Origin of the sequence: Bifidobacterium sp. ESL0728 (assembly GCF_029392015.1) — a bacterium.
Classification (GTDB): Bacteria; Actinomycetota; Actinomycetes; order Actinomycetales; family Bifidobacteriaceae; genus Bifidobacterium.
Genome location: NZ_CP113925.1, coordinates 13,274 through 26,251, shown reverse-complemented (window position 1 = coordinate 26,251; position 12,978 = coordinate 13,274). Strand labels below are relative to the sequence as shown.

The 12,978-nt window shown below is 55.0% G+C and carries 11 protein-coding genes; 8 read left to right on the top strand and 3 right to left on the bottom strand.

Features of this window, described 5'->3' with window-relative positions; all coding sequences use genetic code 11:
- Positions 1-205: 205 nt before the first annotated feature.
- From OZX67_RS00110 to mscL, 3 genes are all read right to left on the bottom strand, one after another.
- Positions 206-4,192 (bottom strand): CshA/CshB family fibrillar adhesin-related protein, encoded by a 3,987-nt coding sequence (locus OZX67_RS00110; RefSeq protein ID WP_277143002.1) that lies wholly within the window; start codon positions 4,190-4,192, stop codon positions 206-208.
- A 422-nt stretch (positions 4,193-4,614) separates the two neighbouring features.
- Positions 4,615-5,601 (bottom strand): helix-turn-helix domain-containing protein, encoded by a 987-nt coding sequence (locus OZX67_RS00105; protein WP_277143000.1) that lies wholly within the window; start codon positions 5,599-5,601, stop codon positions 4,615-4,617.
- A gap of 129 nt (positions 5,602-5,730) precedes the next feature.
- Positions 5,731-6,201: a large conductance mechanosensitive channel protein MscL gene (gene mscL / locus OZX67_RS00100; protein ID WP_277145085.1), complete on the bottom strand. Its 471-nt coding sequence runs from the start codon at positions 6,199-6,201 to the stop codon at positions 5,731-5,733.
- 268 nt (positions 6,202-6,469) lie between these two features.
- Between mscL and gdhA the strand changes: the two genes are divergently transcribed.
- The 8 genes from gdhA to OZX67_RS00060 all read left to right on the top strand — a co-directional run bounded on the left by gdhA (position 6,470) and on the right by OZX67_RS00060 (position 12,751).
- Positions 6,470-7,816, top strand: a complete 1,347-nt coding sequence (gene gdhA / locus OZX67_RS00095; RefSeq protein WP_277142998.1) for an NADP-specific glutamate dehydrogenase — start codon at positions 6,470-6,472, stop codon at positions 7,814-7,816.
- 519 nt (positions 7,817-8,335) lie between these two features.
- A complete protein-coding gene (locus tag OZX67_RS00090; protein ID WP_277142996.1) occupies positions 8,336-8,818 on the top strand; it encodes a hypothetical protein in 483 nt (160 codons plus the stop codon).
- The gene (locus tag OZX67_RS00085) at positions 8,818-9,123 is read left to right on the top strand and encodes a hypothetical protein (RefSeq protein WP_277142994.1); all 306 of its coding nucleotides are present in this window, start codon (positions 8,818-8,820) and stop codon (positions 9,121-9,123) included. The genes OZX67_RS00090 and OZX67_RS00085 overlap by 1 nt, the downstream gene beginning before the upstream one ends.
- Positions 9,124-9,145: 22 nt before the next feature.
- On the top strand, positions 9,146-9,415 hold the full coding sequence (locus OZX67_RS00080) for a hypothetical protein (protein ID WP_277142993.1): 270 nt from the start codon (positions 9,146-9,148) through the stop codon (positions 9,413-9,415).
- Positions 9,416-9,489: 74 nt separating this feature from the next.
- Complete coding sequence (locus tag OZX67_RS00075; protein ID WP_277142991.1) at positions 9,490-10,683, top strand: hypothetical protein; 1,194 nt, start codon at positions 9,490-9,492, stop codon at positions 10,681-10,683.
- Positions 10,684-10,695: 12 nt separating this feature from the next.
- Positions 10,696-11,367, top strand: coding sequence for a hypothetical protein (locus tag OZX67_RS00070; protein ID WP_277142989.1), 672 nt, complete (start codon positions 10,696-10,698; stop codon positions 11,365-11,367).
- Positions 11,368-11,417: 50 nt separating this feature from the next.
- On the top strand, positions 11,418-12,071 hold the full coding sequence (locus OZX67_RS00065; protein WP_277142987.1) for a hypothetical protein: 654 nt from the start codon (positions 11,418-11,420) through the stop codon (positions 12,069-12,071).
- The gene (locus tag OZX67_RS00060) at positions 12,068-12,751 is read left to right on the top strand and encodes a hypothetical protein (protein ID WP_277142985.1); all 684 of its coding nucleotides are present in this window, start codon (positions 12,068-12,070) and stop codon (positions 12,749-12,751) included. The genes OZX67_RS00065 and OZX67_RS00060 overlap by 4 nt, the downstream gene beginning before the upstream one ends.
- Positions 12,752-12,978 lie beyond the last annotated feature (227 nt).

Sequence of the window (12,978 nt, the reverse complement as noted above, 5' to 3'; positions counted from 1 at the left end):
GAACCGGGCCAACAACGCCATCCATATCAAGCGATGGGGCAGAAAACATTTTCCTACGACTACACAAAAATAAGCTGGGCAACGGAAAGTGCCTTCCGTTGCCCCAATAAAATCGCGGGCCGGCTTGGCGCTAAACGAAAGCCGGCCCGCGAAATCTCGACGCATCAGCGCTGCGATGAATCAACAACGCAGCGCCTCGCGCTACTTACGCATGACGTGCGTGGCGTCCTTTCCTGGAAGCTCCAACCGTCACGATGCCGAATGCCAACATCAGCAGGCCTGCAGCGAACGTGGCAATCATGGCGACGGCCGAACCTGTCGCGGAAAGCACTGGCGCAGAATGCTGCTGCGGCCGAGGTCGGGGCTGAGGCTGAGGCTGAGGCTGTAATGGCCGGGCGGCCTGAGCCGGCGGCTGCTGGGCACCGGGCGTGACGACCGGCTTCTTGCCGTTCTGGAACTGCGCGTGCTGCAAAAGCCCGTCGGTCGGGTTCAGGGGCAGTGTCACCGGCTTGGTGAGCTCATGGCCGGCCGGAGGCGTGACCTCGGTGATCGTCCATTCGCCCCACGGGAGGTTCGGAACCTTGAACTTGCCGGGCGTCGGGTCCTGGTCGATGCCGGTGCATGGCCCGGCGGTGCAATCGGTGACATCGATGCTGGCGTTGTTCGGGCCGCTCAGATGCCAGGTCGAACCCGGCAGCAGCGTCTTGCCGTCTTGGTCGAAGCGGGACCATTCCACCGTTCCCGGCTCGTCCTCGTTCGTCACGGTGACGATGACGTTCTTGTCTTGCGGAACGACGAACGTGCCGTCGGCAGCGACCGTGACCGGCGTGCCATCGTCAAGCTTGACTTGAATGTCGGTCTGCTTGTAGCCCGCGTTCAGAAGCTGCTTGATCGAATACGTGCCGGAAGCGACGTGCCTGGCCGTATCGAGCGTGACGTCCTGCGCGGAACCGGTTTGCGGGACCAGGCTGATCTGCGAGCCGTCGCCCGCCGCGGTGCCGCCGTAGCGATAGTTGCGCACGAGCTTGACGGTCAGGACGGGCTGGTGGCTTTTCACCGTGCGGACACCGGAAACGCTCTCGCCGTCGGCAATCGCGGCCTGCGCCTGAGCCAAGGTCAGCGTGACGCTGGGGTCGCTGTCCTTGTGGTAGACGATGTCGCCGACCTGCTCGTAATCGGGCTTATCCGAACCGACCACGGTGAAGTTGCCGGCAGGCGCGTCCTGCGAGACGCCTTCCTTATAGTTCTGCCCGCTGCCGCCGGCCGGGGTGACCGTGAAGTCGAAATCGTTCGGGGTGGCGGTGCCGTCGCCCTGAACCACCGTCGAGAGGGTCAGGTGAGCCCTACCCGGCGTGACTTCCTGGGTGCAAACGACGTTCTGGCCGTAGTCGAGCGGCACCTTGCCACTCACCAGAGGCAGCTGCACGGAGTTGTTCAGCACACAGTTCAAGGGGCTGCTGATGGTGTAGCCCGGGCGCGCGCTCAGGTCGGTGGCGACCTCGTAGTGGTTGCCGGGGAAGTCGTGGGAGACGCTGTCGGGCATGGAAACCGCCGAGCCGCCGGTCGGGGTGGCCGTCACCGGGAAGTCGGAGGGGACCGCACTGCCGCCACGAACCACGGTCTTGATCGTGAGATTCGCCGGTTTGCTGGCCACCTTGCGCACGCCGGTGACGGACTGGCCGTTGGCGATGGCGATCTGCGCGGCGACCGGTGTCAACTGCAGATGGGTAACGTCATCGGTATACGTGATGTCGCCGACCTGATCGTAGCCGGGAAGCGCGGAACCGGCGACTGTGTACTTGGTCGCGGAGACCTCTTTCTGGTCGCCTTCGTTGTAAATGACCGTATCAGTTTCGTTGCCGCCGTCAGGAGTGACACCGAAGTGGAAATCATTGGGTGTGGCGGTGCCGCCGTTGGCGTTGTCGACCTCTGTCTTGAGCGTCAGCTTGCCGGGCACATCCTCCAGCACACGTACGCCGAACGCCTTGTGACCTTGCGCGAGGGCGAGTTTGGCAGCAGCCAACGTGAGCGTATTGCCGTTTTCGTCCGTATAGGTGATGCCGTTGTCTTTATAGCCTGCGGGAACGGGAGATCCTTCAATCGTATAGTTTCCGGGGGCCACGGTATGTGAATCGCTGCCGCTGGCGCTCTCGTAGTTGTATACGTGGGCGGGATTGCCGTCATCGCTGGTCGCGGTGAAGGTGAAATCGCCGGCCTGCTTGGTGCCGCCGTGGTTGTTGTGCACCAATGTGGTCATCGTCAACGCCGGATCGGGCGATGAGGTCTTCAGGAATATGCATCGCACGTCGGAGTCATAGTTGACCGGCATGGTCATTTTGCCATCGCTGCCAATCGGGACGTCGGCGTTGTGGTTGGCAAAGTCGGCGCATTTGACCGACGTGGTGTAATCTGCCGCAACGCTGGTGGAACCGCTGGCGAGGTCGGAAGCGAGGGTGTACTGGTAGCCCGGACCGACGCTTCTGGGTCCGACCTGCACATGCTGCACGCCGTTGTCACTGCCGGTGGTGGTCACGTTGTTGATTTGTGCGCCGGTACTGGTGACGTGCACCGTCATGTTGAACTGATCGCTGGGGTGCTTGCGATCGCCGACGATATTGGTGAGCACACTCAGCGTGGGGACGTGTACATCGGCCTTGTAATCCTCCACCTCGCCGGAACCGCTGGTCATACCGGTCGGCTGCATATTGATGATATTGCCGGTTCCCGGATCCGTCTGGTTTGTAATACGTAAACGCATGTAGGATGGTGTCCCATCGCCTGAAATCTGGCGCTTGGCGTCACCGGGCAATATCCACGTCAACGTTGCGGAGTAACCCGTGGACGAGCTGGAATCGGCGGTGCAGGCCACCTGATTGCTGGCCTCGGCTTCTCGCTGGGCATTTGACGTCGCCTGAGCCGCCTCAAACTGGCCGTCATGGTTCCAATCGATCCAGCCTCGCACATCGCCGGTGCCGTAACAGCGCACTTTCTGGCTGAACGTGCCGTCCGCGCCGGGCATCACGTTGATGGCGTGGGTGGAGCTCGGGATATCGACGCCATCCTCGTCGTTGACCACGTCGCCGGGGGCCGAGGCGAAGGCGGAGTCGCCATTGAGATCATCCCAATCGGCGTCGGCATCGAAATGCGGTGAGGCTTCGCCATCCTCGTGGGCACCAAGTCGAGGGCTCGGTGCGGCGGTGTTGGCAAGCAGGTTCGGATTGCTTCCCACTCCGTCCTTGGCCGCGGAAAGGTTGAAAAGCTTGCCGCCGACCATGCTGTTGTCGGGATCGTTCGAGTCCTGGGTGGCGTAATCGGTGCTGGGAATGTCGCCGTTGCCAAGCTCGCCGCCCTGCCAGGAGGGCTGGAACATGGAGCCGGCCACGCCAAAGCTTTCCGGCGCGTCGCCGAAATCGGAAGAGACGATGCTGCCCAAAGCCACGGCCGTCTTGCCGCCGCCCTTAAGCGTCACCGTGGCGCTGGTGGAGCCTTGCAGGAACATCGTCGAGGACGGGCCTGTGCCGCCGGAGTTGGAGCACTGGCCGCCGTCGGAACGGAAGCGCATGGTGCTGCCTTTGAGTTCGGCCACGGAATTGGTGGTGCAACCTGGAGTGCGGTAGCTGTCGAGGAGCCTCCAAGCAGGGTTGGCGCCATTCTGTGGGGTGGCCTTGATGTATTCCTTTTGGTAATACGTCCAGTTGTTGGACTCGGCGTCGGCGAAGACCAGGCCCTGCAGCGGGACGTTGAGGAATCCGCTGCCACTGGTATTGGTGGAATCGTTGAGATTGCCGCTCGGGTCGGTGCTCGAGTCGATCAGATAGGCGGAGCAGCTGAAGTCGAATGTCACCTTTTCGGCATCGTTGGTGGTCGCGAGGCCGATTTTCATGGTGTTGGCGTAACCGGGACCGCCGTCAAAATACATCTGGCCCAAGCCATCGCCGCCGTAAGAGCCCGGGGTGTAGACCGTCACCGTTTTGGACGACGAAAGCGCATCGGTTGCTCCTGCGGTCGGCACGAGCGAGCATCTGGTCGACATCCACTTGCTCGGGCCCGCCTGCACCGGCTTGGTCCAGGTCACTTTCGAACCGGAGATGACGGCGTCTTTCGCCCCCCATTCGACCCAGTTGATGGCCGTGCCCATCCGTCCGTTGCCGCCGGTCGCGGGAAGCGCGTTGGCGTGGTTTGCGAACGCCACGAATCCTGTCAGAAGCATGGCTATCGTACCGACAATGGCGGCTATTTTAGTGAATAATTTATTGTATATTTTATGAGAAGTCAGGTAACTACGCATCTCTTCGTCTCCCGTCGCTTTTACAAACTCTGTGAGAAACAGTATGTTTCCAGTATTTTCAGCTACTTTTAACCTTGTCACAAGAACTTATTCAGCATTACGAGAAATGAATATTATGCGTCAGGCGAAGTCATATATACACTCAATGTATAACAAACCGTTTTTAATAAACGGCGGTGCGCAATACAATAGACAATTAGAAAATATGAACTAGATTACATTTCATAACGACACGCCGTCACGCCGATAGACACGAAAACGGCATACGAAATCGCAATCAATTAATGGACGATACACACCCAGGAGACCAGCGAAAAGGCCAACGACTACTCTTCGCCTTCGTCGTCTTCCATCTCTTCGTGAATCTTCAACGCGCGGCGCAGCGACGAGACGGAACCGAACCCGCAGCGGTCGCCGATTTCCATCAACGTGAGTGACGGCTGGCTTTTGCGCAGCTCCAGTGCCGCTTCGGTGCGGGCACGGCGGACTAGTGCGGTGAAATTGGTGTCCGCCTCCTGCAACGCAAGCTGGACGGTACGCACGGAAACGTTCTCGTGCTCGGCCGTTTTGGTGACGCTCAATGCGGAATCGGTGTAGTTTTCGGCGACGTATTTGCGCACCCGTTCAATCAACGGCATCACGCTCATACCCTGGCCGAAGCAGGCGATCAGAAGCGAGCGCGCGACGTCGTTGGCCACGGTTTCCAACGTGTCGACCATCTGCGAATGCTGGTTGTTCAGATTGCAGGCGCTCACCACGAAAGCGAGCAACGGCTGCAACGAAACGACGTCAAGCTTGGAATTCTGCCCCATCATCGAATAAGTTTTATAGTCCGGCAGAATCGTTGCGAAAAGGCGCGAGGAAAGGCTTACACCGATGAGCTCGTTGGCCGGTACGGTAGTTTTGAAAACGACATCACCCGTTTCGGGAGGGATGAGGAAAACGCCGGGGCGACGCTTCAGGATCTTGTTGTCGGCCGTGCTGATTTCGACGTGACCGTGGAGCAGGAAGGTCATCGTGGCCATCTTGGCCGTGGCCCCCTCGCGCTTCCATTCCATCACCGTGGCCGGCATGGTCATATGCGAGAAACTGACTTCCGGGAAAATCGCGGATCGCGCCGCGACCTTGCCCGTCCCGTTGGCGATGTGGATCCGGGTATTGCCCACGGATTCGGCCCCGCCGGCGCCGTTCGGCCTGGGGGAGGAGTAGTCGGTTGCGTTCACGTTGTTGGTACGCAACGATTCATTGCCAACTTTCTCGAAACGCACATTGCTGAGCTTTCCGTCCTTTAGCAAATCGTTACGATCAAACATATTCGGATCTTACCGTCCCTCACTGAAAAATCAAGCTTCACCCGTTCAACCAAGCATAGTAACCAATCAGGCCAATGCAATCTTTGATACTGAAAATTATCGTAATGCAAAAACTGGCGTAATGTGGCACTACTGCTTTTCGGTTTGGTCTTCACCGCTTTTCTCGACTTGGTTTGCGCTTTTCTCGCCGGATTTGATGTCTTTGAGCTCCTCGGAAATCTCCTTGAGCAAATCGACGGTCTGCTGGTCGGTGCCGATCTCCTTCTTCTCCTCCTCGTCATCCTTCTTTTTGAAGATTGACTCCGACATGTCACGGAACTTGTTGATCGGCACGAGGATGCAGAAATAGACGGCGACCGCAATCATCAGGAAGTTGAGCAGCGCGCCCAGGATCGCACCGAAGGAAATGGTGGAGTGGTTGAAGGTAACGGTCAGCAGGTTGTTCATGTTGGGCTTGCCGAAAATCATGGCGATCAACGGGTTGATGAGATTGTTGACGATCGAGTTGACCACGGCGGTCACCGCGGCGCCCATAACCACGCCGACGGCCATGTCGATCATGTTGCCGCGAGAGATGAATTTCTTGAACCCTTTGAACATGCCAGCCTCCCAGTTTCGTATTACCTTCATTGTACCGGTTGCGTTCCATAACACCATGCGCAAAGTGGCCTGTTTCGTCCAATCCGACGATACTCAAGAAATTCTGTCGGAAACCGTACGGGATGCCGTGAGATCACGCACGATTATTTATGTTTCCATTCCGTTAACGGCACGAAAAAAATAACCAATTTTTGAACTCACCCTTTCACCAAACACGCGAGATTCTTACAATAAAAACCGGCAATATTAACTCAAAAATGGAGTATCAATGCTGACCAATGACTATGTCAAGCGCGTATATGCGCAGGTTGAGAAGCGCGACGGCGACCAGCCGGAGTTCCTGCAGGCCGTCCGTGAGGTCTTCGAGACTTTGGAGCCGGTTGTCGAAAAGCACCCGGAATATGAGAAGAACGGCATCCTCGAGCGCCTGGTCGAACCCGAGCGCGCCATCAAGTTCCGCGTCGCCTGGGTCGACGACGAAGGCAAGGTGCAGGTCAACCGCGGCTACCGCATCCAGTTCAACTCCGCCATCGGGCCCTACAAGGGCGGCCTTCGCCTGCACCCGACCGTCACCGAATCCGTCATCAAGTTCCTCGGCTTTGAGCAGGTGCTGAAGAACTCGCTGACCGGCCTGCCTATGGGCGGCGCCAAGGGCGGCTCCGACTTTGACCCGAAGGGCCGTAGCGACGGCGAGGTCATGCGCTTCTGCCAGGCCTTCATGACCGAGTTGCAGCGCCACATCGGCCAGTTCACCGACGTTCCCGCCGGCGACATCAACGTGGGCGCGCGCGAGATCGGCTACATGTTCGGCCAGTACAAGCGCATCCGCAACGAGTATTCCGGCGTGCTGACCGGCAAGGGCCTTGAGTTCGGCGGCTCGCTCGCCCGCACCGAAGCGACCGGCTATGGTCTTTGCTATTACACCGCCGCCGCTTTGCGCACGTTGAAAAACGATTCTTTCAAAGGCAAGACCGTTGTGATTTCCGGCTCCGGCAACGTCGCCATCTTCGCCATCGAAAAGGCGCAGGAAATGGGCGCGAAGGTCGTCACCTGCTCTGATTCCAACGGCTATGTCTACGATCCGAACGGCATCAAGCTCGACGTGGTCAAGGACATCAAGCTCGGCCACCGTGGCCGTATCAAGGAATACGCAGACCGTGTTTCTGGTGCCGAATATCACGAAGGCAGCAAGGGTGTTTGGACCGTTCCTTGCGACATCGCGCTGCCTTGCGCCACCCAGAACGAGGTCGACGGCGAATCCGCGGCCGCGCTGGTAAAGAACGGCTGCAAGGTCGTCTGCGAGGGCGCGAACATGCCGTCCACGCCTGAAGCCATCGAGACCTATCAGAAGGCCGGCCTGCTCTACGGACCCGCCAAGGCCTCCAACGCCGGCGGCGTCGCCGTCTCCGGCCTTGAGATGAGCCAGAACTCCTACCGTCTTTCCTGGACGTTCGAAGAGGTCGACGCCAAGCTCAAGGACATCATGGAGAATATCGTCGCCAACTGCCTGGCCGCCGCCAAGGAATACGGCCACGAAGGCGATCTGATGCTCGGCGCCAACGCCGCCGGCTTCGTCAAGGTCGCCAACGCCATGGTCGCCCAAGGCGTCTGCTGAACATACCTGCGCATCTGTAACCACGAAGCCCGCTGCTGACACATGTCAGTCGGCGGGTTTCGTGTTGCTACCGTCTAAAAAGTGCATTTAATCCGTCGTAGAGTGCACTTTCCCGACGCTGACGTCCAAAACATGTATATTAGCCTTGAAAAAGTGCACATTCCCAACATAAGTCAGGATTCCGCCAGTCATATCTGGCTGATGTTAGCTACCATCAATCCCCGAACAATCGCAAAATGCATTTTCAGTATGACACCGTCAAAAAGATGCACTTTACGCATCCTAAAGTGCAGCTTTCTGACACCGACGTCTAAAAGATGCACTTAACGTATCTCAACACGCAGCTTTTCGACGCCACCGTCAATAAAGTACACTTAAACCTCAATAAATTGCATGTTTCCCTCACTACCGTCAGTAAAGTGCACTTTGCACCAGTAATCATTAAACAATAGTTTCTATCTATATATGATATAAATGTATCGGAAAGTTTCGCTGACAATGGAGCGTCTAAGGAGCAACGTGGCATATTCCGATACAATCAACGACAAACTGGCCAATCTCGAACGCCGTGGCCGGAAAGTCGAAGCCCGCCGTCGGCAAGCCGAACAAAGCCTGTCGGCCTGCCAAGACATCCGCAGCCATCTCAAAGTGCAGCGACAAGAGTTCGAAGACCACCAAGATTACAGACGCGCGGCGCTCTACCGTTTACGAGAGAATGCCCCGCAGTGCCGCGGTGCCGAGCTTTTCCTCGATATGATGACCAACCAAATTCAGGGAAGTCCCTACGCCAATGTCGCCGACAGCTACGACGAAACCCTGCGCCACATTGATAGCCAAGTCGAAGAGCAGGAACTGCAAATCAAGGATTGCAATCGCCAAATGGACGATATCGAAGAAGACAAAACCTACTACAAGAAAAAACTGAAACGCGCCGAAGAAGAGGAGCAGGAAATGGCGAGAAAGCGGCAAAGGCTTGAATCACAAAGGAAAGGGAACCGGTGATGGCAGAGGATCCGAATCTGGTAATCGACGATAGCTACGTCAACAAGGTCGGCAATTCATGCAACAGCGAGGGAGGATCTGTGGATTCCCTCTTTGAAAACTATGTGGATATTCTGCAATTCGTCGCCGATGAAGGCGTGCCCGCAGGCCAATTCCATGACGCAATCGTGGCCTTCAAGAACGTGGTCTCAAGCCTGTACGGCAACAGCCAGTCTCGACGCCTGCAGTCTATTGGAAAGTCCTTCTCAACCGCCACCGATAATTTCATCAGTCAAGTCAAAAACGACGACAAACCACTTTACTGATTATTAAACGCAAGGAGGAAAAATGGGTAAACCAATATCAATGAGCATCAGCACTATGAATGATGCCATCAAACAGCTTCGCATACTCGCCAACGATTGTGCTCCTTACAACGCAGCCGACAAACAAGGTGGCGGTGCGGTAATCGACACCATACACGGTGTAGACCAATCATACAGCACCATGGTGCAGCAAATGGAAAGCCTGTTCTCGAGCACCGCTACCTTCCTGGAAAAAGCCCGAAACTCTTACGAAAACAGCGACGACAGGGCCTCCTGGCAGTTCAAAGGCTGACAACAGATTACCGACACAGCGCAGGACAGCCACGATAAAAACATCCACAAGACGATACAACAGGAGCGAAAACCATGGTAAACAGAGACTTCCGCGAAAGCACGAAACAAAAATACCTACAGGATGTCAGCAAGGTATGCTCCGACCAGGGAAGCGGATGGGACAACTTCTGGGATGGTGTCGGTAACTTCCCGGGTATCGGCTGGCTTATCAACGAAGGTATCAAAGTCTTCCAAGGCCAAGACGCTTATGAACGCCAACTGATAGATATCAACAACACCACCCGCAAACAAATCCAACAGATCTGGACCAGCGTCAACAACGATGCCAACGGCTACATGACGAAATTCGCGGCAACAGGCGCTGACATAAACAGCTTCACCGCTCAACTCAAAGCCCTTACCGACACCGTGAGTTCAGGAGGTTCATTCACCGCCGCCAACATCAACGGCAAACTCAAAGCCGGTGTCACCGACTATCTCAATATCGAAAAATATCTCGCGGAAATTGCGAGGAATGGGCTTGACTTAAATAAAATGGGCCAAAACCCCTCAGTGGCTTTCGATGCTTTCAAAGCCATAGGCAATTTCGCACTTGACAATTGTCCCACACTCAAAGCCGGAGATTCATGGACCATGACAGTCGGCCCAGGACTCATAATCACCATTACCGCCAAAGGTGAGGCTGACGGGAACGGCAATCTCACCATCACGATTCCCGAGTCTGTATTCAAGAAACAGAAAACCTTGCTCAAGGACATGCTCTCTTGGGACAAGAAAGGAGTTCATATTGACGAGAATGGTGGAATACCAGACGACACACAAGGATGGGTATGCGATAAAGATTCAGAGTCCGTAATAAGCGACTTGCGCAACAAAGGACATCTCACCGAATCTTGGCATCGTACCCTTGATGGTGCAACGGAATCAATCACTCTGGATTTGGATGTAAGCGACCCAAGCAATCCAAAATTAAATATCGCGGAAGGTGTTAAAGAAAACGTAAATAACGCTAACGCATCAACTAATGTCAATCTGCAAATCAACAAATTATCGGGATGGCAGCCAGGATATGCGACGGAAAGGGTCGAGCTAAATCCGGCTCAAATACAGGAATGGTGGGACAAGGTAAGATCCATGGTACCTCAAATCGATTGGGATCCCAATGCGGTCCGGGCAGGAATCGTCAGCACAGCAGCCGCTATAGCCATTTGGGCTTTCATTGTTGGTGTATTCCATATTCCTGTGCCTTTCCCAGCTGTTGCATAGACGAGGCATAACATGACTAAACGGATACAATATCTTGCCACAATTTTCATTACTGTTGCCATTATACTGCTGCCAATGCAGGGATGCAGCCCCTCGAAAGAAACAACTAATCAGACGGACAGACAACCCACGAGCCAGCCCAAAAAGCATACAGAAAACAACCCGGACGACACCAAGACGCAGGATATCGTCTTCGACCCCTTCTTCGTCAAATACATCATGGGCGACGAAAAACATGATGGTGCCCAAAAAGTAGCGGCCGACATGCAAACCAGAGTCCCCGAAGACTACACAAAAATCACCGTCGCACAGGACGGCAGCATCGTGGCCACAGTCACCGAAAAACAACGACAAAAAAACATCACATGGCACAAAAAAATGAACTCAATCACCGAACAAGACTTCTTGTGCAACGGGAAAAAACCATGTTCTTACCGATACAGGCCCTCCGAAAAAGACAGAAAACTATCCGTCTGGCTCGACAAAAACATATCGAAACTAGATGCCAGCGCCATTCTCTATGGTAACCCTCTCTCATACGGCTATCTTTACTACCTAAACGGCGGCACCGGGCCATGGGACATGCAGATCACCGTCTACAACTGCCACACCGGCAAGATGGTCCAGCAATTCATGGAATCCGAACGCCCCTCAGACTTTGATCCCACCACATTCGGGAATTAGAGCACAACCTATCAAAGCCGCTCGTGGTCACTAACTGGAAAGAGACTAGCATGGAATGGAACAATATCCTCATCCTTGATAACGCTATCGAAATACAACTACCGGAGAGCTATAAACCAATTGTTGCAACCGGTGAATTTCCGGTAGCGCAAAAGGAAAGTATCTCGTTATACCAAAACGTAAATGACGAAAGCGAAATCCAAAAAAATCCAAAAATCGATGAACGGAATACTCATTTCGTCGATGATGCCGTGTCACTGGTGGCAGAGCTACCCGACACGGAGGCTTTTCATCTGAACGAAGAGACATATATAGCTGCAACATTACGCGACCAACCTTGGCGCAACAATGCGACAAAGTCTCTTAATGTCATCTTTCAATTGATCGCAGGCGTTTTACCGGATACCCAAATGATTCAATCGGTTACCAAACACTACAGTCTTCCCGGCAAAGATAACACGCATGTCGGTAAAGACATCGGCATGATCAACTATGTGACGAACATAGAGGAGCACCCGATGTACAACGCAATCATCATGCTGCCCGCGCACGGCCAGGAAGCAATAATCAGCATGACATCCTCCACCGAACACCTGCTCGCCCGCGCCATGGAATTCAACCACATCGCCGACTCCATACAACTCCTCGAACCAGACCCTCCAGCCAACACCGAACCGGACTCAACCGAAGACACCACGAAATGACAAACCGACACCACCCACACCGAATCACGGCAACCCTCATCACCACCATGCTCGCCGCCACCCTGCCACTGGGCGCATGCGGCACCACCCAACCCTCATCACCCACCAACACCAGCCAGAACCAAACAACAAAGAAACCATCAAAGCCAAAGAAAGGTCAAGAGAAGACCCATACCATCACCTTCGATCCCTTCTTCGTCCAACACTTCATGTTTTCAAAGCAATTCACGACTGCGGAACAGGCAGCAAAAGGCCTAGAAGAACAAGGAAAGGACGCCTTTCCAAAAGCCGATGCCCAACCGGATGGCTCCATCACTACGACACTCACCGACAAGCAGCTCAACAACGACATCGACTGGTACACCAAAGGAAGGCAACAAAGCATAGACCTCTTCAAACAGGCACACACCAACAACCCGCCACCCGACTACCACTACCAGCTCTCCGAAGACGGCAGAAAACTCACCGTCTGGCTCGACAAAAACATCGCCCAAGGCAGCTACATCGCAATGCTCTTCGACATCCCCCTGAGCACTGGCTACCTCTACTACCTTAACGGCGGCACCGGGCCATGGGATGTACAGGTTACCATCAACAACGTCCACACCGGCCAGACCATCCAGCAATACCTCGCCTCACAGGCCCCCAGCGATTTCGACCAGAACACCTTCGGTGACTAAAAACCACCCATCACAAGCAAGCGAAAACACCCAAAAATCGCTGCCCTTGATTGAATATCGGAACGAAGAGAGGAACGCAACGTGAATAGAACACTGGAAATCGAAGACGCTGAATACCCGACTGAGCACGACAAAAGCGACTCAACCCGGTCTTATTTCGCATACCTAACTTCGATAACCAACAAAAAGGTCAATCGATTTCACCGTAACGCAGGGTGGATTCTACT

What these genes read in the sequence shown, in the direction of transcription:
- OZX67_RS00105 (WP_277143000.1), bottom strand. Translation starts at nt 5,601, where the DNA reads ATGTTTGATCGTAACGATTTGCTAAAGGACGGAAAGCTCAGCAATGTG.
- mscL (WP_277145085.1), bottom strand. Translation starts at nt 6,201, where the DNA reads ATGTTCAAAGGGTTCAAGAAATTCATCTCTCGCGGCAACATGATCGAC.
- gdhA (WP_277142998.1), top strand. Translation starts at nt 6,470, where the DNA reads ATGCTGACCAATGACTATGTCAAGCGCGTATATGCGCAGGTTGAGAAG.
- OZX67_RS00085 (WP_277142994.1), top strand. Translation starts at nt 8,818, where the DNA reads ATGGCAGAGGATCCGAATCTGGTAATCGACGATAGCTACGTCAACAAG.
- OZX67_RS00080 (WP_277142993.1), top strand. Translation starts at nt 9,146, where the DNA reads ATGGGTAAACCAATATCAATGAGCATCAGCACTATGAATGATGCCATC.
- OZX67_RS00075 (WP_277142991.1), top strand. Translation starts at nt 9,490, where the DNA reads ATGGTAAACAGAGACTTCCGCGAAAGCACGAAACAAAAATACCTACAG.
- OZX67_RS00070 (WP_277142989.1), top strand. Translation starts at nt 10,696, where the DNA reads ATGACTAAACGGATACAATATCTTGCCACAATTTTCATTACTGTTGCC.
- OZX67_RS00065 (WP_277142987.1), top strand. Translation starts at nt 11,418, where the DNA reads ATGGAATGGAACAATATCCTCATCCTTGATAACGCTATCGAAATACAA.
- OZX67_RS00060 (WP_277142985.1), top strand. Translation starts at nt 12,068, where the DNA reads ATGACAAACCGACACCACCCACACCGAATCACGGCAACCCTCATCACC.